Source organism: Spirosoma flavum (genome assembly GCF_042686045.1).
In the GTDB taxonomy this organism is placed as follows: Bacteria; Bacteroidota; Bacteroidia; order Cytophagales; family Spirosomataceae; genus Spirosoma; species Spirosoma flavum.
In genome coordinates this window covers 440,324-464,832 of record NZ_JBHUOM010000002.1, presented here as the reverse complement: position 1 = coordinate 464,832, position 24,509 = coordinate 440,324, and the positions used below count along the sequence as shown (strand labels likewise).

Annotated in this window: 20 protein-coding genes and 1 pseudogene; 10 read left to right on the top strand and 11 right to left on the bottom strand. The window is 46.8% G+C overall.

The window, feature by feature from the left end; all coding sequences use genetic code 11:
* Window positions 1-11: 11 nt before the first annotated feature.
* The 4 genes from ACFS25_RS07430 (at window position 12) to xrtN (ending at window position 4,843) form a co-directional block, all read left to right on the top strand.
* On the top strand, window positions 12-659 hold the full coding sequence (locus ACFS25_RS07430; RefSeq protein ID WP_381498119.1) for a hypothetical protein: 648 nt from the start codon (window positions 12-14) through the stop codon (window positions 657-659).
* The gene (locus ACFS25_RS07425) at window positions 656-955 is read left to right on the top strand and encodes a winged helix-turn-helix domain-containing protein (protein ID WP_381498117.1); all 300 of its coding nucleotides are present in this window, start codon (window positions 656-658) and stop codon (window positions 953-955) included. Before ACFS25_RS07430 ends, ACFS25_RS07425 begins: the two co-directional genes overlap by 4 nt.
* Window positions 956-1,065: 110 nt before the next feature.
* A complete protein-coding gene (locus ACFS25_RS07420; RefSeq protein WP_381498115.1) occupies window positions 1,066-3,735 on the top strand; it encodes an XrtN system VIT domain-containing protein in 2,670 nt (889 codons plus the stop codon).
* Window positions 3,722-4,843, top strand: a complete 1,122-nt coding sequence (gene xrtN / locus ACFS25_RS07415; RefSeq protein ID WP_381498113.1) for an exosortase N — start codon at window positions 3,722-3,724, stop codon at window positions 4,841-4,843. Before ACFS25_RS07420 ends, xrtN begins: the two co-directional genes overlap by 14 nt.
* A 120-nt stretch (window positions 4,844-4,963) precedes the next feature.
* Here xrtN and ACFS25_RS07410 read toward each other — a convergent pair whose 3' ends face one another.
* Both ACFS25_RS07410 and nhaD read right to left on the bottom strand, forming a co-directional pair.
* Window positions 4,964-5,674: a hypothetical protein gene (locus ACFS25_RS07410; RefSeq protein WP_381498111.1), complete on the bottom strand. Its 711-nt coding sequence runs from the start codon at window positions 5,672-5,674 to the stop codon at window positions 4,964-4,966.
* 80 nt (window positions 5,675-5,754) lie between these two features.
* Window positions 5,755-7,050 carry a sodium:proton antiporter NhaD gene (gene nhaD / locus ACFS25_RS07405; protein WP_381498109.1) on the bottom strand — a complete coding sequence of 432 codons (1,296 nt, stop codon included), beginning with the start codon at window positions 7,048-7,050 and terminating at the stop codon, window positions 5,755-5,757.
* 96 nt (window positions 7,051-7,146) lie between these two features.
* Between nhaD and ACFS25_RS07400 the strand changes: the two genes are divergently transcribed.
* Window positions 7,147-7,467, top strand: a complete 321-nt coding sequence (locus ACFS25_RS07400; RefSeq protein WP_381498108.1) for a hypothetical protein — start codon at window positions 7,147-7,149, stop codon at window positions 7,465-7,467.
* A 12-nt stretch (window positions 7,468-7,479) separates the two neighbouring features.
* Here ACFS25_RS07400 and ACFS25_RS07395 read toward each other — a convergent pair whose 3' ends face one another.
* The 3 genes from ACFS25_RS07395 to ACFS25_RS07385 all read right to left on the bottom strand — a co-directional run bounded on the left by ACFS25_RS07395 (window position 7,480) and on the right by ACFS25_RS07385 (window position 12,508).
* The gene (locus ACFS25_RS07395; protein ID WP_381498106.1) at window positions 7,480-8,661 is read right to left on the bottom strand and encodes a cation:proton antiporter; all 1,182 of its coding nucleotides are present in this window, start codon (window positions 8,659-8,661) and stop codon (window positions 7,480-7,482) included.
* An 86-nt stretch (window positions 8,662-8,747) separates the two neighbouring features.
* The gene (locus tag ACFS25_RS07390; RefSeq protein ID WP_381498104.1) at window positions 8,748-9,641 is read right to left on the bottom strand and encodes a PE-PGRS family protein; all 894 of its coding nucleotides are present in this window, start codon (window positions 9,639-9,641) and stop codon (window positions 8,748-8,750) included.
* 113 nt (window positions 9,642-9,754) lie between these two features.
* Complete coding sequence (locus tag ACFS25_RS07385; protein ID WP_381498102.1) at window positions 9,755-12,508, bottom strand: PAS domain-containing sensor histidine kinase; 2,754 nt, start codon at window positions 12,506-12,508, stop codon at window positions 9,755-9,757.
* A gap of 230 nt (window positions 12,509-12,738) precedes the next feature.
* Here ACFS25_RS07385 and ACFS25_RS07380 point away from each other — a divergent pair, with 230 nt between their 5' ends.
* A complete protein-coding gene (locus tag ACFS25_RS07380) occupies window positions 12,739-13,386 on the top strand; it encodes a 3-keto-disaccharide hydrolase (RefSeq protein ID WP_381498101.1) in 648 nt (215 codons plus the stop codon).
* 60 nt (window positions 13,387-13,446) lie between these two features.
* On the opposite strand, the gene ACFS25_RS07375 is transcribed toward ACFS25_RS07380, so the two are convergent.
* Window positions 13,447-14,436 (bottom strand): gluconolaconase, encoded by a 990-nt coding sequence (locus ACFS25_RS07375; protein ID WP_381498099.1) that lies wholly within the window; start codon window positions 14,434-14,436, stop codon window positions 13,447-13,449.
* Between the two features lie 163 nt (window positions 14,437-14,599).
* Between ACFS25_RS07375 and ACFS25_RS07370 the strand changes: the two genes are divergently transcribed.
* From ACFS25_RS07370 to meaB, 4 genes are all read left to right on the top strand, one after another.
* A complete protein-coding gene (locus ACFS25_RS07370) occupies window positions 14,600-14,959 on the top strand; it encodes a hypothetical protein (protein WP_381498097.1) in 360 nt (119 codons plus the stop codon).
* Between the two features lie 120 nt (window positions 14,960-15,079).
* The gene (gene queA, locus ACFS25_RS07365) at window positions 15,080-16,123 is read left to right on the top strand and encodes a tRNA preQ1(34) S-adenosylmethionine ribosyltransferase-isomerase QueA (RefSeq protein WP_381498095.1); all 1,044 of its coding nucleotides are present in this window, start codon (window positions 15,080-15,082) and stop codon (window positions 16,121-16,123) included.
* 64 nt (window positions 16,124-16,187) lie between these two features.
* Complete coding sequence (locus tag ACFS25_RS07360) at window positions 16,188-16,913, top strand: 2-C-methyl-D-erythritol 4-phosphate cytidylyltransferase (protein ID WP_381498093.1); 726 nt, start codon at window positions 16,188-16,190, stop codon at window positions 16,911-16,913.
* Window positions 16,914-16,930: 17 nt separating this feature from the next.
* The gene (gene meaB, locus ACFS25_RS07355; RefSeq protein WP_381498090.1) at window positions 16,931-17,920 is read left to right on the top strand and encodes a methylmalonyl Co-A mutase-associated GTPase MeaB; all 990 of its coding nucleotides are present in this window, start codon (window positions 16,931-16,933) and stop codon (window positions 17,918-17,920) included.
* Window positions 17,921-18,012: 92 nt separating this feature from the next.
* Here meaB and ACFS25_RS07350 read toward each other — a convergent pair whose 3' ends face one another.
* The 5 genes and pseudogenes from ACFS25_RS07350 to ACFS25_RS07330 all read right to left on the bottom strand — a co-directional run bounded on the left by ACFS25_RS07350 (window position 18,013) and on the right by ACFS25_RS07330 (window position 24,187).
* Window positions 18,013-18,399 carry a hypothetical protein gene (locus ACFS25_RS07350; RefSeq protein WP_381498088.1) on the bottom strand — a complete coding sequence of 129 codons (387 nt, stop codon included), beginning with the start codon at window positions 18,397-18,399 and terminating at the stop codon, window positions 18,013-18,015.
* 54 nt (window positions 18,400-18,453) lie between these two features.
* Entirely contained in the window at window positions 18,454-18,960 is a 507-nt protein-coding gene (locus ACFS25_RS07345; protein WP_381498086.1) for a hypothetical protein, read from the bottom strand.
* Between the two features lie 426 nt (window positions 18,961-19,386).
* The gene (locus ACFS25_RS07340; RefSeq protein WP_381498084.1) at window positions 19,387-20,931 is read right to left on the bottom strand and encodes a SusD/RagB family nutrient-binding outer membrane lipoprotein; all 1,545 of its coding nucleotides are present in this window, start codon (window positions 20,929-20,931) and stop codon (window positions 19,387-19,389) included.
* A 22-nt stretch (window positions 20,932-20,953) separates the two neighbouring features.
* Window positions 20,954-24,025: pseudogene (locus tag ACFS25_RS07335) on the bottom strand (SusC/RagA family TonB-linked outer membrane protein); the annotation flags it as partial.
* Between the two features lie 12 nt (window positions 24,026-24,037).
* A complete protein-coding gene (locus ACFS25_RS07330) occupies window positions 24,038-24,187 on the bottom strand; it encodes a peptidase associated/transthyretin-like domain-containing protein (RefSeq protein ID WP_381498082.1) in 150 nt (49 codons plus the stop codon).
* Window positions 24,188-24,509 lie beyond the last annotated feature (322 nt).

Here is a 24,509-nt window from a genome sequence, read left to right as displayed (position 1 = left end):
ACCCTCATCATATGCACGAATCGCGCGAACACCTGCAAACGCTGACGGAAATCCGTAGCCTAATGGAACGCTCTTCCAAATTCCTGTCGCTGAGCGGCTTATCGGGTGTATCAGCGGGCTTGATTGCTCTTGGCGGAGCAGTCGCAGTGTACATGCGTATGCGGATGGGTCTGTTCACCGCCGTACACGATTACCAACCGGACCTCTACACCGACGCAGATCACTCATCCATTAAGCAGTTTTTGGTAACGGTGGCGGTCGTTGTTTTAATATTGGCCCTACTGTCAGGAACCTACTTCACTGTCCGTAAAGCCCGGCGTCAGGGACAAAGTGTTTGGAATACATCGTCGCAGCGATTAGTTTGGGCGATGCTTGTTCCATTAGCGACGGGGGGCGTGTTTTGTCTGGCACTACTTCAGTACAATTTAATCTGGCTGGCGTTTCCGGTAACGCTTATTTTTTACGGTCTGGCCCTACTCAACGGCAGCAAATACACCCTCCGCGACGTTGAATCGCTGGCCTACTGCGAAATTGCACTAGGCTTACTGTCGTTATTCTGGCCGGGTTATAACTTACTAACCTGGTCTCTTGGGTTCGGGGTTCTGCACATTGTCTATGGTCTGGCGATGTATTACAAATACGAACGCACTACCGCATGAAGTACGATCTGCTGGCTCAATTTAACAAAGCTTTCGAGAGTAAAGCACGACTAAGCATTATGTCGGTCCTGATGGTTAATGAGTTAATGAGTTTCAACGCGCTAAAAGAGTTACTCGGCCTGACCGACGGAAACCTGGCCACGCACCTGCGCGCCCTGGAAGAATCGGGCTATGTATCTGTAAAAAAACAATTTATCGGGCGCAAACCCAATACGACTTACTCAGCTACAAGTGCGGGGCAGCAGGCGTTTTCGGAACACTTGAACGCGCTGGAAGCCTTTATCAAAAACGTGTAAAACAACCAAACCTCCGTACAACCATTCGTTTCACCTGAAGCTACTCGTTTAGCTATCGGCTATCTACGTGTGTATTTTTTCTCTTTTACTTTGAAAAACAAAGTACTTTTATGAAAACAAAATTCAAAACTCCTTCTGTTGAACTCGATACGGCTCAATCGCAGAGGGCCGACTATGCTGCATCTACCCCTCGCTCCCGCCTTCTGGCGCCGTTTCGTGATTCGATTTTTGGGCTTGGCTTGTTGCTACTGACAATATCAGGGGTAATATTTTTATTATACAACCTCTTAAGTGGTCCGCGTCAAGAAGGGAGCAATAATATGACACTTATTATGCTTCATTATGGACTGGCGGTAGCCTTCTCCCTGGTTTTACTGGCGAATGGATTTCTTAAACTCCGTCAACAACAATACCCCGATGGCCGATCTGCGCGGTGGCTTGGGATGCTATTATGGCTTATTAGCGCCTATTCGCTGAACCGCGAGATGCCCGTTTTTCAACAATCGACTGAGTGGTTATGCTGGGCGTTAGTGGCGATCAGTGCAGCTATGGTACTTTACGGCTGGAAAAAGTCGCTATCGGTTCGGGCGCAGCAGGGGTTATATGCCGTGCTGGCGTTTGGGTGGTGGTTATTTGTCTATATGGCCGTATATATTGTTCGATTGTACCCCGTCAGTGTCCCGCTTTTACTGGCCCTTGGTTTGTCCATTCATACATTCGTACCACTCCTATTCGCTATTGTACTGGGCAAACGGCTTTGGCAGGATGCACAGCGCGAAGAGCATTTGCGACCTGGGATTGCCGTTGGACTGGCCGTACCAGTACTGGCAATAGGTTGGTTTATGACAGGTTGGATTAGCAATTTGAATCGTATCGACCAAACGCAGCAGGAAGCTACCCTACGTAAAACCAGCGATTTACCCGATTGGGTCCTTATTGCCCAGCAGCTTAAACTTGACCAGGGACCGGCTGGCCAAACGCGGCCTAGCTGGATTACGAATCGGTTGCTGCTGAGCAATCGGGTATATGACCGGGGCCGATTTTTTGAGGGGAACGGCTGGGGATTGGCCGGTTTGACTGCTTTAGATGATGTTCGGCAGCATGACCCGTTAGTCGTCATTGCATCGCGACTATTTCCAGCCGATGCGCTGTCTGATGCAGACCAACTTTCGGTACTCAAAGTCCTGTCGGCAAATCGGCATGGTGCCGAAGAAAAATTCTGGACCGGACGACACCTGACGGTAGAAGATGTGGTGTCGCAGGTACGCATATGGCCGCAGTTTCGGCTGAGTTATACTGAACAGACTGTGCAGATTCGCAACCAGGCCCGCCAAACAACTGAAGAAGCGTTGCTAACGTTTCACCTGCCAACTGGTTCAGTCGTGTCGGCTATGTCGCTGTGGGTCAATGGAAAGGAAGAGCCAGCCCGCCTGACAACCGTTGCCAAAGCCGATTCGGCTTACCGGACCGTTGTTGATGTGGAGTCACGACGTTTTGCCCGCGACCCATCAGTGGTATTTTGGCAGGAAGGCGACCGCGTAACAGTGCGCGTATTTCCATGCCGGGCTGGTGCCGACCGACGCGTTAAAATCGGTATTACGTCACCGTTAGGCGTAGTTGACAATAAATTAGTGTATCAGAATCCCTACTTCGACGGACCTGATGCCAATTCGGCGAAAGAGTTGGTAACGATCAATTTTGCTTCGACGCCCAATGATATACATACACCCTGGATAGTTGACAAATTGACCGGCAACACGCTTACCCACCGGGGAAACTACGAATCTGACTGGCAGTTGACTTTTCAGGCACCAGCCCTATCTAAAGACGTATTTGTCCTTAACGAACACGCCTACCAACTAGAAGCTTACAAACCAGTTAATGAGTTATTTACGCCAACCGATGTGTATTTAGATGTGAATGCATCCTGGGAGAAAGATCAGTTTACAAGGGCTTTCCGGACTGCAACGAAGCAGAAATATTGTCGGGCCTGGGTGTTCGAGGATGGGCTGAAGCAAGTTACCGCGCAAGACCTTGATGCAACCTATGAGCGGCTCTCAAAACAATCATTCAGTCTGTTTCCAATTTACCGAATTACAAACCCGACAACTGCCCTGCTCATTACAAAAGGTACACCTATCTCCCCCATTCTAACCGACTTGAGAGGTAGCCAATTTGCTGACCATTTCGGGATATTGGCAAAACAGACGCTACCCATTCGCACCTTTTGCTACGAGTCAAATTTGGGTATCGGAGAGTTGCCTGCTTACCTGAAAACATTGGCTGAACTCCGCGTTCTGAACGTTACGCATGGCAACACCACCGACCTGATTAGCCTTCTTGACAAAACTAAGCAGTTTCCGCGCCAGCCCGATACACAAAACCGAGTTGTACTGCCCGAAGCGGGTATTGCCATTCGGGAAAGCCCGGCCGGAACCGCAGCAGCGTCTGTCGCCCCTGACCACTTAGCCCGATTGTTCACATACAATCACTTATTGCAGCAGATTGGGCAACATTATTTTGCCAAAAACTATCAGACTGAGGCCCTGATTCTGGAAGCACAGCAAGCGCATGTTGTCTCGCCCCTATCAAGTCTGGTCGTGCTCGAAACAGCTCGGGATTATAAGCGATTTGGTATCAAGAAAGATTTTTCCGGACTCGATAATGCAACGCTGAAAGAAGAAGGAGCCGTACCAGAACCGCACGAATGGGCCTTACTGATTATGGTGGCCGGATTGATTGGATGGCTAATCTGGAAAAAACGCTATGCTGTCGCTTGATCTAACAACCTTGCTTTCCATAGCCTTGCTCGTCTTTGCAAGCTGGCCCGGAACCAGTGTCCGAAGCCATTGGACAGGGCGTTTACTGACCCTATTACTCCTGTCACCGGGCCTGCGCTACTTCTCGGCTTTATTCACCTTCCCCATCCGACTACAACTCAGCGAATGGGCAGGTAATCTTCTTCGGCTAGCCGGATTAAACGTACAGGTGGAAGGTAACATACTGATTAATAACGGTATTGAACTGGCCGTTGATCCGGCTTGCACGGGGCTTCAACTAACCGGTGTATCGTTATTATTAGCTTTGTTTATGCTTATCTGGCAAGAACGACAGGCGCATAAATCAGTGTCCCTTCTATGGGTTTTTGCCTACGGATTATTCGTTTTGGGGCTGACAATTCTTTGTAATCTGTTTCGAATTATGTTGCTGGTAGCTTTTGGGGCTATGCCTGGCACCTGGGCACACGAGGGTATTGGCTTGGCGTGTGTAGCAGTCTATACATGGCTTCCCATGTGGGCGGTAGCGGGTGTGCTTGTGCAACGTCTCGCACGGACATCTCCTGCACTTGAGGAGTATACAAAAGCACAGAATTCGATGAACGGTTGGCGACTTGGCTGGGGAACTGGCTTATTGACGCTTGGCCTAGTTGTACTAGTGCTGGCATCACGACCCGTTGAACCCGGCCTTACCCATTGCCGCAATGTACATCTTGCGTCAATAGCAGCGGGGTGGTACAAATATGGACATGACTGCCAGTGCAAAACGCTTGCTACGGGGTTACTACAATTGGCAAAACCGGGCATCCTGATTTACCTGAAACCCCAACCCGACTGGTTCAGCGCTGACCATAACCCAATTGCTTGCTGGCGGGGCAGTGGTTACGAACTTCGGCGCATTCGGGAAACCGTACTCGACGGACACCCGGCTTACATTGGCGAATTACGCAAGAAAGGGAAAGTTCTTCACACGGTCTGGTGGTTCAGCAACGGGGCAATGACAACCATCAGCCAGTTGAGTATGCGTACACAAATGCTACGGGGCAAAACCGAGTTTATGCTTGTCAACGTGACCGTAGATAAAGCAAAATATCCCTTCGATTTTGAGTAGACTCTATGGTTTTTCGCGATAAGTCGGGCTACGATTTTAAATTAATATGAACCACAGCAGGGCTTATCACGAAAAACTTAAGTTTAGTAATTTATAATCAGACTCCTAAAAGGAAATTATTTACTTTTCCGTAAAATCCGAATCTTTCAGCCCCTTGTTGATCTTCACATTATCAATAGTCATGGTCATAGGGCCACGGGGTGACTGTTGCAGGATGGTCATCGGGAATTTGATGCCGTTCACCTCTTTATAGTCCGAAAATATACTGGTCGTTGTCATTTCTCCCTGCTGTGATTTCGCCGTCATTACTGACTGTACTTTCAGGCCCATTATGGCATCGAAATTATCAGTCCAGACCGCCGAACCATCGGCGGTCGTATGGCTAAGTTTGTAGGTATCTTTCCCGTCTATCTTTTCGGGACCAACAAGAGTCGTCTTCACCCCATTTTCAGTATAATGCAGTTCCGGAAAAATCGTGTTCATGGCCGTCATCTGCTGAGCCGCCGGACCGTCGATCGTGCGGCTTCCCTGCATACCACCCATAACCACCTTCGAGCCATCGCCGGTTTGTTTCATCACCTCCATGCCATTGGCGTTGATAACCATTGAAAACTTGTTAGGCAATTTCTGTTTGCGAGTGATCATAATAGCACCCATTTGTCCTTCACTGGACATGTTGGTGGTCATATCTGTTACTTTCATCAACGCATCTTTCCCTCCGATTGAGGCAACGTATTTATCGATCACCTGGTCGGCTGTTGGCGTTGATTGAGCAGTTGCCGACTGCCAAAATACAGACACTATCCCTGCGACTAGTAGTAGTTTTTTCATGGTTTTTCAGAGAAAATTTATGTTCAAAGGTACTGTATCATATACAAACAACAAAGTACGCAGATGGTCCAATTAATTGGCTACTTAGTCAGCGCAAATTCGGCCAGATATACCAATGCACCAGCTACGTAACCGATTAGTACCAGCCAGCTAATTTTACGCAAATACCAACTGAAAGTCAGTTTTTCCATACCCATAACGGCCACACCCGCTGCCGACCCAATAAGTAGCAAACTCCCGCCCGTACCAGCACAATAAGCCAGAAATATCCAGATTTTGGCATCAGTCGGATACGTTTGCAGGTCATACATACCCATAGTAGCGGCCACTATGGGTACGTTGTCAACTACTGCCGACACACCGCCAATCAGTAGAATAATGACATCCAGATTGCCAACGGTTTGATTTAAGGACTCGGCTAACGAACGCAGCACACCTGTTGCTTCCAGCGATCCAACGGCCAGCAGAATACCCAGAAAAAACAGAATACTGGGCGTATCAATTCGGCTTAGCGCGTAAGCCGCCGTAAACTTCTTCCGTTGAGCCTCGTCTTTATCACTGTGCAGAATTTCTGATGCGACCCAAATTACGCCCAGCACCAGCATCATCCCCATGTAAGGTGGCAAATGCGTGAGCGTCTTAAAAATAGGGACGAACAGCATTCCACCCAACCCAATAGCCAGCATAGTTCGTCGTTCGCGCCGGGTCGTTGGGGTTACGTAAGGGCGGCTAATACCCAAATTATCCAGTGATGTATTGACTTGAGAGTTGGATTTGTACAGGTATGTCAGTAGAGACAATGGCACCACCATCGATACCAAACTAGGTAACAATAAAGAGCTTATGATACTGGAAGTCGTAATTTGTCTGCCAATCCAGAGCATGGTAGTCGTCACGTCACCAATAGGCGACCAAGCACCACCTGCGTTGGCGGCAACGATAATCATACCGGCAATAACCCGTCGATCTTCAACATCCCGAATTAACTTTCGCGCCACCGACACCATCACAATAGAGGCAGTAAGGTTATCTAATAGGGCCGACAAAAAAAATGTGAGCAGGCTTATTAACCAGAGTAAGGTGCGGATATTGCGACTGGCAATGCGGTCTGTTATAAGCGTGAAACCATCATGCACATCTATCAACTCGACAACGGTCATGGCTCCCATCAGAAAGAACAGGATTTCGGCTGTGTCGTTCAAGTGATGCCCGAGTTGGTGTCCGATGGTTGCGGTGTCATTCGACATCAGGGCATAAGTTGCCCAACATAGAACACCCGTAATGAGCGCCGTAGCGGTCTTATTTATGTTAATCGAATGTTCGAGTGTAATCAGCACATAGCCGGCAACAAAAATACTAATGAGTAGTAGCGACATAAAGAACAGACTGTAAGTCTCAATAGAGGCAATGTTCGTAGGTATGCGCAAAATTGCGCCTATTATTGTTATTCCTTTGTAAACGTAGTAATAGCCATGTTTGTCATCCACGTTTCTTCGCTCGGTCCCGATGGGATGGCATTGTTTCCTTTTATTTTAGTGAGGCATCCGAATCCTGGCCCTACCCTTCTCAACCACGAACGAATTCATCTGCGCCAACAGGCAGAACTAGGAATTTTTCTGTTCTATTTGTGGTACGTCGTTGAATACATCATCCGTCGGTTTCAGTACAAACAGCACTACGAAGCTTACCGCAATATTAGTTTCGAGCGAGAAGCCTTCGCCAACGAGCAGAATATGAGTTACTTACAATCCCGACGGTGGTGGATTTTCTGGAACTACATGAAGGCGAAGTAAAGGCTATCTTCTTTAGTTAGTATCCTTCACGGGTTTATGCCCCAGCACCCCCGTCATAACCACCAGAGACGACAGCACCACAACCACTATGGGGATGCCTTCGCGGAAACCCTGCAACCGCAAATCTTCGGGGATATTTAAATAGAGTAGAACCGTAATCAGGCCGCGTGGCGCAATCCATAACAACGGCCCCGGCGTACCCCAATACGTAAGTCGAAGCGTTACCCAGCGCCAGGCAATGATAATAAGTATGAATAACGCACTAACAATAAGTGCGTCACTATCAACCAATTGACTAGGGACAGCCGCATACCCTAAGATTAAAAAAAAGAACGTACGCACCACAAAGGAGCCTTCAGCGGTCAGATTTTTGAGTTGGTCAAGCTCTTTCTCAAACAAATCGTTTTTCAGAATCAGACTCAATCGACCACGAATAAACAGCTCGGTATTGTTGAGAAACAAACCAAAAATAAGAATCAGTAATAACGACGAGAGATGGTTGATTTCGGCAAGCGCGTAGACTAAAAAAAGTACCGAAATAATCGGCAGAAATTTGATGCGGTGATTGATACGGCCAATTAGATAGAGTAGCAAAAAGCAACATCCCAACGAAATGAGGGCCATCAGGAGTGTATCGCGTGTGAAAAGCCAAACGGCTCCCAGTATGGATTCCCGACTCAACAGCAGAAAATTATAGGCCATAATGCCCAAAATACTGGCAAACGCCGATTCATAAACGGCATACTCACGCTGCCCACCCGACAGTTGTTCTACGCTCTGCACCGTTACCGTACTGCTGATAATGGAAAACGGCAGGGCGGCAATCAGGCAGTGATAGAAGGAATCGTTCAGAAGTAAATAGAGCATTCCGGCCATGAGCAGCGTTCCGCCCACAATGGCGAGTAACGAAGCCAGTAACGTTCGCCGGAGTACACTTAGGCGGTCGGTGTGAAGCTCAAGATCAAGGCCACCTTCCAGTACAATCAGAATTAGACCCAGCGTACCAAGCGTGGGTAAAATAGCATTGACGTAGGGTACCTGAACATCGAAATACGTAGTGGCTTGCCTCGTTAGTATACCCAACAGCAACAGCAACAGAACGGATGGCGTTTTGAAACGGCTGCTAAACAAGTCGAAGGCATAGGAAATCAATACCGACAAACTCAGGACTATAATCAGAATCGATGAATCCATGCGGCAAGATAACTCAGTAAGGCGTAAGTAACTGACGGAACCTCTCAATACATCAGGTCAGTCACTTACGCTTTTCTGCGGTACAACTACTTTTTGGCGTAATAATATAGGTTGACCGATGAAGCGCTGGCCCGCTCACTAATGGTAAAAAAGCCTTTCGCGTCTTTATCGAAACAGATAGCTTCACCTTGCGGCTCCAGGCGAGTAACTAAGGAACGACGGGTGCCATATTGTAACGCATCTGCAATACTTTGTCCCGCATCACGCTTCCAGTAATATACAGTGGTATAGGTTCGCACTAGAATTTCGTTACCGTCGGGAGATATAGCCGCTCCCGTCACGTAGTTTGCCAGCCCTCCACCAAAAGAAGGAAGTTCACCGTAATCGGTTGCCGTGGTCAGATCATTCGTGTTTTGTGGATAAGACAAGCCATACAGATGCACCTTCTCTTCCCGTTTAGAGATTACATAAATATCTTTTGTTTTGGGATCAACAAACATGGCTTCGGCATCACGCGGGCCTTGTGGATAGGCAAAATTTATACGCTCAATCTGTGTGTTCACAATGGGCGTTTGCAGATTGGTGGGTTCGGGTAGGCGGTAAATCTGTACTGTCTGGTATTGGGCATTATTGTCGCCAATTTCACCAATATAAATATAGTTCGTGCCGTCTTTTGGGCCCGGACCCATAGCCAATTCTTCCCAATCGCGGTTGGCAATTGACGGCACCGCTATTTTACCTTTTACTTTGCCGTCATACCCCAGTAAGGCAAGTTCGGCAGGGTTGCCACTGTCCTGTTCAATCCAGATGTTACCGGGTTGGCTACGGCTGTCGACCATTCCCGACGCTTCGTCAATCTGACCAGGTGTCACGGGCGTGGCAGTCGGATCTGATGTAAAATTGACATCGTAAACACTGGGTACACTGAGTTTGCACGCAGCCGAAGCCAGCCCTAAAACCAACAAAATGAAATTACGCATGAAGACTTCTAATTGATTCGATTGCCAAAGTAACGAACTGAAAGGCAAAAATGGTGAACACTACTGTCAGTTTTCCCTAATCGGTACGTTGCAGTAGCGTAAATAGGCATGAATTACACGGGTAATAAAATACGAAACGTAGCCCCCTGTCCCGGTCTTCCTTCGGCCAGAATATGGCCCTGATGGTTATCGACAACTTTCTGAACAATGGCTAGTCCAATGCCGGTCCCCTGATATTCGCTTCGGCCATGAAGCCGCTGAAAGACCTGAAAAATTCGTTCAGCGTGGCGCGGATCAAAACCAATACCGTTGTCAGCTATCTCAATAAGGTGAAATAAACGATCAGCATCCGTAGACGGCAATGAGACCTCCGTTCGATCACGACCGTGTACGAGACTGGTTGAGATGCAAATTGTGGGGATTTCGGTCGTTTTATTGGTCTTTGTAAACTTTAGCGCATTGCTCACAAGGTTTTGAAAGAGTTGCCGAAGTTGGGCCGCGTCGCCCCGAACCGTAGGGAGCAACTCAACGTTTATAACAGCCTGCTTGTCGGTAATTGCCGTTTCAATATCGCTTAAGACATCGACCACCAACTGATTAAGATCGACTGGTGCAACAGTTTCTCGTTTGGTAGCGATGCGCGAGTAGGCTAATACGTCCTTAATTAGCACCTGCATTCGGGCAGCAGCCGATTGCATTCGCGCAATCAAATCGGCACCTCCCTCACCGATAACCGGCGCAAACTGCGACTGAATAATATCACCAAATGCCTGAATCTTACGAAGAGGTTCTTGTAAATCGTGACTCGCCACGTAAGCAAATTGCTCTAAATTTTTGTTTGACCGCTGCAACTCAATAACCGAATTTTCCAGTTGCTGCTGGAGTTGCTTTAGGGGCGTATAATCCCCAAAGGTGACCAACACATCGTCGCCCGATTTGGTCGTCTTAATATCGAGCCAGACATCAATTCCGCTTCCATCATAATGAAAGTCAAACCGGTACGATTCGCCCGTACTATAGGTTTTATAATAGGCATCGAATAACCCGTTTGTTTTATAATCAGGAAACCACTTACTGCCCAACGCCCCTACCAGAGCATCTGCTTTCTGCCCCACATAGGAGGCTAAGTGCTGGTTGGCCATTCGAAACCGGAAATCAATAACAGTACCTGTTTGATTTCGCACGGGGCTAAACAGGAAAATTCCGGTTTGACACGTGTCAACAACTGTCTGTAATTCAGTAGCTGACGCTTCCAGGCGTTGCTGAAGCTTTTTGAGTTCGGTGTAGTCGGTAAACGTGACCAGAACATCATTTCCAACCTTGAGAACGGTATAGTTTTCCCAGGAATCAATAGTTTTGGCCTCGAAGTGAAAATTGAAATGCTGTGTCCGGCCCGTTTCGAAAATGGCAACATACCGCCTGAACAACCCATTGGTGAGGTAGTCAGGAAACCATCGGCTCACTAATTCGCCAGTCAATGCGTCGGGGTCCTGATTCACATAACGAGCCGTCAGTTGATTAGCTGTCCGAAACCGGAAATCAACAATTCTGCCCACTTCATTGTAGACCGGATTGATGAGGAAAATAGCAACCTGCGCGGAGTCAATTACTGTCCGCAGCTCGTCTGCTGACTGTTCGATGGTCATGGCCGCTCGTTTTGCAGCAGACGTATCCGTGAAGGTCAGCACCACGCCATCACCCAGTTTAACTGCCGAAATTCCATACCAGCAATCCAGTCCGTTCGCTTCGTAGAGTAGTTCGCCTTTGTAGGATTCGCCGGTTTGTGTTACGGTTTTACAGTGATTAAATAGACTAGCGTCTAAGGGGCCTGGGTAGAGCGTCTTAAATGTAGATTGAAACAACCCATCAACCGAATGACCAAGTAACTGGGTTGCCATTGAATTAGTATGGGTAAACCGAAAGTCAGTAATTTCTCCAGACTCCTCACGAATAGTCTCCAGCACGACAACAGCATCCTGCGACGCGTTCAGAATACCGTTTAAAAGTGTTCGTTGGCGTTCTGTTTCGAGGGCGCTTTGTTTCTGCTCGGTAATGTCACTCCCTATCACAACAACGCCATCATTCAGTTTAGTAATTGAGGTATTATACCAAGCCTGAGCAACCGGATAAAACTGCTCAGTCTGAATGGGATGGCCCGACTCGATAACCTGACAAAACAGGTTAAACTGGCCCGACTGACGGGAATCCGGGTTTATAGTGAGCAATGTTTTACCTTCTACATCAATTCTTAGACGCGCCAACACATCTGCCCGACCCCGCTCATTGACCAGGCGAATGCTAAAATCCTGAATCTGGTTGTCGTGACCGCGAATAGCTTCGTAGACGAATACCGTATTGAACGCGCTATTGAGAACACGGTCTAATAGCGTTCGCTGGCGTTCATTTTCCAACACAAGCTCCTTCGGACTAGCGACCGAGCGGGATATGCTCAGCACCCCATCGCCCGCTTTGGAACGCGTCACCCAAAGCCACTGGCCGAGAGTAGTATCGAAATACTCGAACTCCTTTGACCTGCCACTTTCAACCACATCGCACAATTGCTGAAACCTTTGCTCTGTAAGGGCTGAATTAGGCGAATTACCATATCGAACTGATTTGCCAGTGGTGACCTGGCACCCGCCAGCAACCGTTTGCCGAGCCTTCGGATTGACATAGTCGACAACAAAGTCAACTATTTGATTTTGAGTCAATTCTTCAACATTATTCGCCGATTCATCAGACAGGTTCTTTGGATCGCGCACAGCACGCATCCATAAAACATTATCGGGTAGTGAGTCAAAAAGCTGAGCTAAGGAAAGTTGAGTCGGCAAATCGGCGGGCATTTGGCTGGTACTATTGGCGGGCATGAAGAGCGGATAAACAGTTTAGCAAGTTACTTAATTTTGCTTAACACCCTTCTTTGAGCAGTTCACTTTCAATTCCCCTCTGCTGCACTACCGGCGTATTTTAGCAGGTTGATGATGATATGTAGCAGCCATATACCAATTAATAAGAGCAAGTTGACGGATGAACATTAGTTTTTGGTGAGCTTGTGCTTTATCAACAAAACATCACCTCCAACTTGAGATTTTTTTTTATGCGTACGACCCTACCCCGCCTGTTAGCCGCTACACTGCTGCTTGGTTTGTGCATTAGTTTCATCAGCCGACCAGCCGCCGACGGCTGGGTTAGCATTTTTGACGGCAAGACATTCAACGGCTGGAAAGTTGGCGACAATGCCAGTACGTTCAGTATTAAAGATGGCACGATCATGGTTGCCGGTCCAAGGGCGCACCTATTCTACGAAGGGCCAGTGGGCAACCACGATTTCAAAAATTTCGAGTGGAAAGCACAAGTTAAAACAATGCCCGGCGCTAACTCTGGTATGTTTATTCATACAGCCTATCAGGAAACTGGCTGGCCCTCGCAGGGTTATGAAATTCAGGTAAACCAGAGCCATACCGACTGGCGCAAAACCGGTAGCGTTTATTCGTTTCAGGACGTAAAAGAAGTGTCTGTGAAAGATGAAGAATGGTACACGGAGCACATCATTGTGCAAGGCAAGAAGGTAATCATCAAAATCAATGATAAGGTTGTTAACGACTACACCGAAGCGGACAGTCTGAGTACACCTGGACGCAAAGACAAACGCCATTTGAGCCATGGTACCATTGCCCTGCAAGGCCATGATCCCAAAAGTGTAATTTACTATAAAGACTTGATGGTAAAGGTGTTGCCGGATTAAAATAAGTGAGTTTAAATAGTGAGCGGGCAGAAAGAGGAAATTTTCCTTTCTGCCCGCTCACTATTTAAACTGCTGAATACTGTATAAAGTAGCCTGAAGTTGAGCCGGATTTTTGGCCGTTACAGCCGCGCTTACCTCATCGATACGGGCGTTGAGCGTATAAATCTTGTCGTTCACTAACACGTTGGTGGTAGCCTGACTGTAACCAACACTATCCGTTTTAACGATAGATGCCGTTTGCCAACCGTCTGAACTTCGTATCTGCGATACTCGATTGCGGCCATTCACAACATATAAATCGTTCTTATACAGCAGCATTCCATCACCACCCGGTAGTGTTGCACCCGTTATTTCAACAACCTTGTTTGGGTTAGCCAGATCAATCCTGAACAACTTTCCTTCGTTCGACTTCACTACAATCAGGTATTTATCGGGGTGGTAAACGATCCCATTTAGATTAAAGCCTTGTGTCCCGGCAAAGAGTGGTGAGTTGACGAATATGCTTGGCCGGGTTGAATCGGATGGGACTTTATAGATAACGGGAGCGAATGAATCGGTTACGTAGGCATTTCCCTGATCGTCAAATGCGATGTCATTGGCGAAATGATTGGCATCGGGCAAGAGCGCAGCCAAATCGACCCGACGCAGATTCAGACCCGATGCGAGATCGTAAATAAACAGACCGGCGGTTTTCAACGCTGTTTGCGGTTCGCTTTTGTCCGAAACGCCCTGATCGCCATTACAAACGTACAGTTGGCTACCCCGTACTTTTATACCAACACTGCTAATCAGCAATTTGTCGTCTTTAATCAGGTCCGCATAGCGTCCTTTCTCGTCCACAATTCCTACTTTTCCCTGCGTAATTGAACCGACCAGAAACTGGTTGAATCTGGGCGCATAGGTTATCCCCTCCGGATACTGCCGGGCAGCCGAAAATGTAATACGTTCCGGAATAACAGGTGCGTTAAACTCCGGGTCAGTTGTGTTACAGGCTGTAAGACAAAGTGATAGGATAAGAAATTTACAAGCCGAATAAGGAGAGCGAAGCATGGCAGGGCGTATTTATTCATTGTATTACGCACAATACTAATCAGGTTTTACCAGTAAATGTTTACTCTGCTTAGATCGGCGTTGGTACATTACTATACGGTTCGTGCCAAAACCATACTGGCTTCTTTTTAGTTTTACACTAATACAAAATTACTCTACGACTATGACCCATTTCACCACCCTGACCGAAGCAATGGAAGACCTTCGGAGCCGCGGCTATACGCACGAGTTTGGCCCGAAAAAAGATTTTCTGGAAGAAAAAAGCACAGAAACAAAGCTGAAAGGAGAAGAATTTATCGTAGATGAGTTCCACCGATTTGAGGGTACATCGGATCCCGGCGATGAAATGACATTGTATGCTATTACAGCCTCTAATGGTATGAAAGGTGTTTTTGTGTCCGCGCAGGGTACTTACGCTAACGAAGTATCGCCTGAGCTGATGGCAAAATTTAACGTATCAGAACGCGCCAATGTGAATACCGATGGGGCTGTGAAGCCAATAGATCCCGTTACGGCCGCCTAATAAGTCATTTTTACGATATTTGCAAGAAAAAAAACCCGGAACATGTAAAATTTTCCGGGTTTTTGACTATCTTTGCCCCTTTTAGAAAAAACACGCCGTTCTTTTTCGTGCTAATACATTATGAAGTTATCCGAGTTTAAATTTGATTTACCCGAAAGTCTTATAGCCAAATACCCGGTTGAGCGGGGTGAATCTCGGCTAATGGTCATTGACCGAAAAGCCAAAACTATTGAACACAAGCAGTTTTCGGATATGCTGGGTTATTTCAGCGATGGCGATGTGATGGTGATCAATAACACGAAGGTTTTTCCAGCACGGCTGTATGGCAACAAAGAAAAAACGGGTGCTAAAATTGAAGTATTCCTCCTGCGCGAGTTAAACCGCGAGATGAAACTTTGGGATGTGCTGGTCGATCCAGCCCGCAAAATTCGGGTTGGCAATAAATTATACTTCGGGGATAGTGATCTGGTAGCTGAAGTAATTGATAATACAACATCGCGCGGTCGGACAATTCGCTTCCTGTTTGATGGCAACCATGACGAGTTTATGAAAGCCGTGGACGAATTGGGCGAAACACCCATTCCCCGCGAAATGAACCGTGAAGCAGAAGAAGCTGACCGGGATAATTACCAAACAGTTTTTGCCCAGCATGTTGGGGCTGTAGCAGCGCCTACCGCCGGGCTGCACTTTACCCGTGCTATGATGAAACGAATGGAGATTAAAGGTATTCATTTCGCTCCCGTCACGTTGCACGTTGGTTTAGGTACTTTCCGTCAGGTGGACGTTGAAGACCTGACCAAACACAAGACAGATTCCGAAAATTACCGGATTCCCGAAGATTCAGCTAAGATTGTCAATACGGCTCTCGATGCAGGCAGGCGCGTGTGTGCTGTTGGCACTACTTCCCTCAAAGCCATTGAATCATCGGTATCAGCTAACAGTCGGTTGAAACCCGTTGAGGGCTGGACAGATCGCTTTATTTTCCCACCTTACGAATTCAAAATTGCCAACTCGCTGCTAACAAGCCTTCACTTACCGGAGTCCATTCTGATAATGATGACTAGCGCCTTTGGTGGTCACGAACTTATCAAGGAAGCGTATCAGGTAGCTATCAAAGAGAAGTACCGCTTCTTCAGCTACGGCGATGCCATGCTGATTATTTAAACATCCTGCTTTACTAGTCAATAGTCATTTAGTACTTTTGGGGGGTCTTGTGCCCCCTTTTTTTATGACTACGAATGATCGCCCGCCGGGCAACTCCGTGACGACTAACTTTGCTATTATTGTTGCCGGGGGCAGTGGCAACCGAATGAAGTCTGATGTACCGAAGCAATTTCTGCTACTCAATGGCAAACCTATTCTTCAGCATACGATCGAGCGATTTCTGACGGTTCAACTCCCTGAATCTGTGTCTTCACTGACCGAACCTACTAGAGCAGCAACGATTCAACTTATTCTCGTTCTGCCCGCCCGCGATCTGGTCATTTGGGAAAGGCTTTGCATGGAACATAACTTCCACCCTAATGTTCAATTGGTTATCGGAGGAAGTACACGCTTTCAGTCAGTACGCAACGGCCTACAGGCGATTCAGGTTCCAAACGGATTAGTGGCTGTCCATGATGGTGTCCGGCCATTTGTTTCCTCCGAAATTATTCGGAACAGTTTCGATACGGCCGCTCGCACAGGCTCGGCGGTTACCTGTGTACCCGTGAAAGATTCCGTGCGGGTCATTCGAGCCGATGGCAGCAGCCAGGCCGTTGACCGCAGCCAGTATCGTTTAATGCAAACGCCCCAGACATTCCGGCTGGACTTGTTTCGACAGGCATTTCAAACCCAGGAACAGCCTTTTTTTACCGACTGCGCCAGTGTTATGGACTATGCCGGTTTTCCGATTACGCTGATCGCAGGGTCATACGAAAACATTAAAATTACAACGCCGGAGGATTTAAAATAGCTGGACTAAACTATTAAATGCGCCATCGACTCTCGCCCGATCACTACGCTACCGGCGTTCTCACTGGCAACCGTCTGGTGCTGAGTCAAGCTATCACGCTTATCGAAAGCCGACGTCCTGATGATCAAGTTTTGGCTCAGCAGGTACTGGAGCGTATTTTACCAAAAACGGGCGAATCAATTCGAATAGGAATTACGGGCGTTCCGGGCGTTGGCAAGAGTGCCTTTATTGAATCGTTCGGCACCTATTTAACCAGCTTGAACCACACGCTGGCCGTCCTGACTATTGACCCAACCAGCCAGCGGTCGGGGGGCAGTTTACTGGGTGATAAAACCCGTATGGAAATGCTTTCGATGAATCCTAACGCGTATATTCGTCCCTCTCCGGCGGGCGATTCGTTAGGCGGAGTAACCCATCGCACCCGAGAAACAATGCTTCTTTGCGAGGCTGCCGGGTTCGATGTTATTCTGGTCGAAACGGTAGGCGTGGGCCAGTCCGAAACCGTTGTGCATGGCATGGTAGACTTTTTCCTCCTGCTGATGCTGGCCGGTGCAGGCGACGAATTGCAGGGCATGAAACGAGGCATTATGGAGCTTGCCGACGCGCTGGCAATTACGAAAGCGGATGGTGATAATCAGGCATCTGCCAAGAGAGCCCGAGTTGAATACCAAAATGCGCTGCATCTTTTTCCACCCACTGGCAATGGCTGGTTTGCGCCTGTACTTACTTGCTCGGCTATAACGGGCGTGGGGGTAAACGACATTTGGCAAACTATTCGGGAACATCAAGAAATAACCACTCAAAACGGCTATCACCTTCGCCGACGGCAGGAACAACAGCTAACCTGGTTTCGGTCTTTGGTGCGACAACGGCTTGAAGGCCAGTTTTATAATCAGCCGAATGTACGGAGTCAGTTAGCAGAAATTGAAGAACAGGTCCGGGCCGGAACGCTCCTCCCTACTCCAGCGGTAGAAATGCTATTGAGTCAATCGAGTGATTCACTTTAGGGCGAAAATCAGTTGGTTGACTAGCTAAAAAAGTAAACCTATAGAGTCCATGTCCCTATAGGTTTACAACTAACTATATAGATTCTGTCTACTTACGAATTTCCTAATGTTTTATCCGGCTCATTAATGCGAGTGGTCGGAATCGTTCCTTCGTTGGTACTCGTGTTCCAATCTGCATCGGTTACTATAGCCGGATCCTCAGAAACAGGTGGCTGTCCCCATGATGCTCGTTTCGATTCTTCAATATCCTCACTGGTAATACCCTTGGCATCATCGGCTTCGGCTACTGTAGCCTCTGCTTCAGCTACATCACCCGGAACATCGGTGTCGTTGCTACCGGCCACGCGCGATGGTAATTCATTATCCAGATTCTTATCATTCAACTGTGCTAACGCTGGGGGGATACCCATTGTGTTATGCATTGCCTGAGCCGCAAAAGACTCAGTGCTTTCTTTGCGGGAATTGCTACTTACGCTCATAACGTTGTTATTTAAGTGTTTAGAATTTAAGAAAAGTTACCCTATATAAAGTACTTAATATGTAGGCTTATTAGTAAGGTCAGTGCCTGTTTCAGCAACATTCTCCTCACGTTTTTCCTGCTCACTATCAGACTCTTGTGTGTCATCCTGTTTCTTAGCCGCTTCCTGCGCGTTTGGTACCGGTACCTGATCGGCAGAGGCATAATCGTCAGGACCGCTCGTTGTGACACCTACCGTAGCCGTGTTTGTTTTACTGCTATCCGCAACAGCCGCATCCAGTCCTTCCTGGGTTACTTCAAGTGTGCTATTGCTTGTATCACCCATTCGTAGCACCCCATTCTTACTATCCATATCGGTGCTTCCAATACCCCGATTATTGCGACCGTCCTGCCCTCCCCGAACTTGTTGACTATCGAGTCCGTTGGCAGAATCTTCCTGTTCGAACTGATTCTTATTATCCTCCATTGGCCGATCGACATCGGTATCATCAGAACCAAACGGACCTTCTGTACAACCCGTTATCTGCGCGTCATCGCGCTCTACATCTTTTTCGTCTTTCATGGCGTTGAGTCGGCTAATCTTATAGAATAACTTCCTTTTAGATAAAAAGTTTACACTCTTTTCAGTATGCACCACGCTCGTAAGCATACTGAAAAAATTTAATATATGGCAAAAAAAGTATCTACCGAAAAATCAATATACCTACCGAATAATATACATCAAACCTATTTAACTGCCGTAGGAACTGATTAACAGCTATATTTCCAGCCTAATATTAGTTACGTATCAGGGCATTTATTCTCACCCGTTAAACTGATATATGTAAAGATTTAATTGCTCCTGACAGAGCAGTAGGCGAAGTAAAATTCCCTTAGATTTTAATTTTTTAATAGTTGGATAAAGCGTAATGCAGAAAGCGGGTCGACATTGTCGGCCCGCTTTTTTTGCTGATTACTCACAAATGCGACAAAGTTAATTTTTGCTGTTTTAGTCAACATCCCAAAACAGCCGGGTACTAAATGCATCGATAGTACCCTGCGCGGCTACATTTGCCGCGTTTGAGCCAGATTCTGTGTTTGGATAGAAGAAACGTACAGGGCGTTTTGCATCAGGTACCTGAACACTTTGCGGTGTTACCGGCAAGTTTGTCCGTCTGTATTCTGCCCATGCTTCAAGACCACTGAAGTTCGTTAGTGCAATCCATTTTTGGATAGCAATAGCGGCCAGTTTATCCGTTGACGCATCCCAATCGTAGTTGTTGATCGTACTGCCTTTGAACGCAGCAGCACCAGCTACGTTAGCCCCCAGCACGCGGAACGACTGGACAATGCCTTCTTCAAAATACGATTTAGCTGTACCAGCCAACGATATATCCGCATATCTCTGTTTGGCTTCGGCCAGTAAAAACTGAACTTCAGACGCGGTCATAAGAATATACGTCCGATTGTACTCACCTTTCACGAGCAGGCTGGGCCCTAAAGAGGTTGTATTGGCTGGCAAGAAACCTGAACTCACCCCAAACGGGGTACCCGAGTAGTTGGCCGCCACTTCTTTCAGCGTACTTACACCCGGAGTACTCGCGTTCTCCCCACCGTTGGCATAGGCAATTCGCTTTAATCGTAGCGTATCATTTGCCGCTTTGAGACCATCGATAAGAAACTTCGTTAGACGGGGATAGTTATTCAACGCTCTTTTTGCCCCGTTGGCATCATAACCCCATCGATCATAAACAGGGTTTAGTTTTCCGGCGGTAGCCAAATAAAATGAAGGGCCACCCACGCCAACCTCAGCTCCTGTAATAAAGCCCGAACCTTCGGTCACAATCTTATTGATTTCAGTCTTGATATAAGCCTCTCTACCTGCAATTTTAGACTGGCGAATCAGCAGTCGCATCTTAAGTGAATTGGCAAACTGAGCCCACTTGGTTACGTTGCCATTAAAAATAATATCTGAACCCGTAAAAGCGCTGGAAAAGACATTGGCTTTCAAATCGACAATAGCCTCATCCAACAGCGTAATCAACGACTCGTAAACTGTTTTTTGATCATCGAACTTCGGGGCCAGTATAGCACCACCTTTCAAGGCTTCGGTATACGGTACGCTGCCATACATATCAACCAATTGCTGATACAACATGGCTTTCATAACCTTAGCCGGACCTTTCAGGTACTTTTGGCTACTGGCATCTGCATTATTGATCACATATTGATAATCTTCCAGATTGTCATAGTATGTATCCCAATAGTTGAAATCGCCATTGGTAAATTGGTAACCAAACTGGGCGGTATTAATAATATACCCGTTTCCCTGTGTCCACTGGCCCGCCCAGTAGAAACCGATTTCGTTTGATCCTGCTCCGTCCGTATTCCCGGCAATGTTTCTTGCCGATGTGTTCAGTGCGTTCGTAAAGACAAAACTCGGCGATGCGGTTGGCAGTACATTGGGATTGGTATTGATATCTAAGTAAGACTGGTTACAGGCACTACCAACCAGAAGTACGAAGGCAAGTATAAATAATGATTTTAGTTTCATGTCAAGTTAATTTCAGTGATTACTAAAATGTAAGGTTGATGTTTACACCGTACTGACGTACTGGCGGAGTTTGACCCGTCGTGTTGATACCAACACTATTGGCGGTAGTTGTACCAGGAATGGCCGTGCTACCCGGTGCTGCATTACCTACATTACTAAACTCAGGATCTGTATAATAATTGAGTTTATCGACAATTGTGATCAGGTTCCGACCGTATAAAGAAATGCTGGCTGCTGAGAGAAAATTAGTTTTGGCCAGCAGACTTTGTGGCAGACGATACGCCAGGTTAATATCTCTGAGTTTGATGAACCAAGCTGGTGTAACGAAGTTTTCCGAGATTAGCCGGTAGTTATCTACCCACAAAGCATACTCAGCCTCGCGCACCTGAACAGTCGTATTTGGAATTACCGTTGTTCCATCCGGCCCTAAGTAAGCCGAGTTCGGGAAAATTTGCGGAGAACGGTTTTCAGTCCACTTGCCCGTTCCGGTAAAGGTCATTTGACGACCCAGGTCGCTGAACATTACGTTGCCACCCCGATACTCGAAGTTAAACGTAAAACCAAAGTTACCGTATTCAATTTTCGAACCCAGACCGGCAATGTGCCGGGGAAGTACACCGCCCCGTGGCGACAATGTAGTCTGACGTAGAGGATAACCCGTGGTTGAGTTTACCAGTACTTTGCCCGATCCATCCGGCGCATACTGATAGCCATCCGTTTTCAGAATTGGGAAACGGGAATCCTTAATAACGTTTGTGTTCGCGTACGCAAACGTGTTGTTTAGCTGAAATTCGTTGATTCCCGGATACAGATCAACAACTTTGTTATCGTTATATGAGTACCGAACGCTGGCATCCCATGAAAACTTATTACCTCTGGCAATCAGGTATTTAACCTCAGCCTCATAGCCCCAGTTTTTGGTTTCGCCCACGTTGATCAGCAGGTTATTGAAACCCGTTGAGTTTGGCACCTTAACAGTAATTACTTGTCCTGTAGAGGTTTGCGTATAGGCCGATACGTCAATATTGATGCGGTTGTTCAGCAACTGGAATTCGCCACCTATTTCTGACGAATAAACCGTTTCAGGTTTTAAATTGGCGTCGGGCAATGTGTTACCTACCGATAAACCAACGGTGTTGCCATACGGAAAGCTAGTACCGTTATTATAGGCCAGGTCAAGGCCATATAACGGAATGTTGTCGTTGGCGTTTTTATTGGCATTTACCCGCAGTTTGGCATAATTTAGAAATTGACTTCGTATAGCCGGAAAAGCATCGGTAGCAATAAACGAAAGAGCGACACCGTAATACGGATAAGACCAGGTGCTGGCTGCACGATCTGGTTTGTAGAATCGTGAGGTGGCATCGAAACGGAAGGTTCCGTTCAAAATCAACCAGTTTTTATAGTTCGAGGTTAAATCAGCGTAGTACCCAAACCGGCGCTCCTGCGAACTTATCTCACCACCCGTCAATTCACCCTGACGGTTCGCTACGTTATATACGTCAGGTACAACAATTGAACTTGATCCTACCGCAATGCTCTTGGTTGTGCGTTGATAAACGCTATTTCCCAGAATCAACTTGTTGGAGAATGGCCCGAAGTCTTTCGTTAAATGAACCTGAAATTCATTATTAATTACATTTTCAGTGCTTGAATAATCTGACACACCACCCAATTGGTCAGTAATAGCCCGATAGATACCCGTACCGTCGCCATCACGAAAGAAAGGAGCGGGAATAAACGCTTTGCTTTTAGCCCAGTCAGAATACAAGAACTTACCTGTGGTGTTTTTGCCGGTGCGGGAGTTGTTCAAAATCCCGATGCGCTCAGTAATAATCAGCCAGGGAGTCAGCTTGAGATTTAGACTTAAGTTACCGTTCAGGTTGGCATCCTTGTATTTCATCCGGTTGTTATCGGCCTCAAAATACGGGTTGTTATAATAATCGTTGTAAAAACCATTGGGGTTGGCAAACTTATTGTTCTGCCAGTCGCGCAGGTCTTTCAGCGGTAAATTGGCTGGCTGATTCAGTACGTTATTATAAAAGTCAGACGATGTACGATCATAAACCGCCTGGGTATAACCCGCATTGAAACTGGCCGTCAGTTTGCCATAGTCTCGGGTAGCCGACAGACGAGTACCTGTGCGTTCGCTTTTATCGTTTGGCACAATACCGGCGATCTTTTGATTTTCCATCGACATATAGAACGTCCCGCTTTCGTCGCCCCCCTGAAAACTAGCCTGGTTATTCATCGACACACCCGTATCGAAAGCCTTCCGGCGGGCGTTTGGAATGGCTGAGTAGGGCAATAAATATTGGCCGCCATCTTCAGTCGTGCGGCCCTGCATTCGAATAGAACCATCGAACTGGTCGCCATATTGCTGGTTTTCATACGAACGCCAGTTGTCTTTGAGTCGGGTTAAATAATCACTGCTGTAGCCAGCCCCACCGAAAGAAGTGGCGTAGTGCGAGCCAGAGCCGTATTTGTCCTGAAGTTGGGGCATGAAACTGATTTGTTCAAAGTTCGTACTGTTGGAATACGACACTTTCAACTTGCCTTGTTTTCCTTTTTTGGTTGTAATTATAAGGGCTCCATTAATACCGGCCGAACCGTATAAGGTAGCCGCCTGCCCACCTTTCAAAATCGATACGCTCTCAATATCATTAGGATTGATGATAGCCAATACGCTGGATGTCGTTTGCATACCGTCCAGAACCACCAGGGCTTCGTTGTTACCAGTTAAGGAGCGGTAACCCCGTAACACAACTTTCACTGCTGGATCAACGCTGTTGTTGACGTTATAAACGGCTAGACCGGTTACTTTGCCCGACAGCGCCTGGGCCAACTGGGGCGAACGGCCAACCGTTACATCTTCCGTTTCTACTTTAGAAATGGCATACCCAATTTCCCGCTGACTTTTCCGAATACCCTGGGCCGTTACAACTATCTCCTGAAGTTGTGACGCATCGGGTTTCAGCAACACATTTACTGATGTCTGATTGTCGAGCTTAACACTTTCGGTAGCAAAACCAATGAAGCTAATTAGAAGTGTAGCGCCTTTGGCAGCACTAATCTGGTAAGTACCATCCGAATTAGTCGTCGTTCCCTAATTTGTACCCTTGATTAAGACAGTAACCCCTGGTAATACAGAGCCGTCTTCCGACGAGGTAACCTTCCCGGTAATAGCCCGGTCTTGGGCAAGCACAGGAATAGCGAGTAAGCACAGTATTAACTGTGCCAATAAAAATTTACGCATAGAGCATTGTTTAAGTTAAGAAGTGATACAGAGGACTGGACCCATCCAAATATATTAAAAACTTATTAAAAATTTCTTTAATCTCATTCCGTCAACGCGTCTTGCGTAATGGGATAATTATAAGCATTAAAAATTTTATTTTGAATCGAAGTCTATTTTATTACGTGCACCATATTATTATTATGTAATCCTTTAAAACAATTATTAAAATTTTTTTAATAAAATTTTAATTTATTCACGCTATTCTATAAATAAGCCTGGATGTTTTCGGTTTTATTATAATCTGTTTATAATTACTGAATTACAACTATCTATATACCAG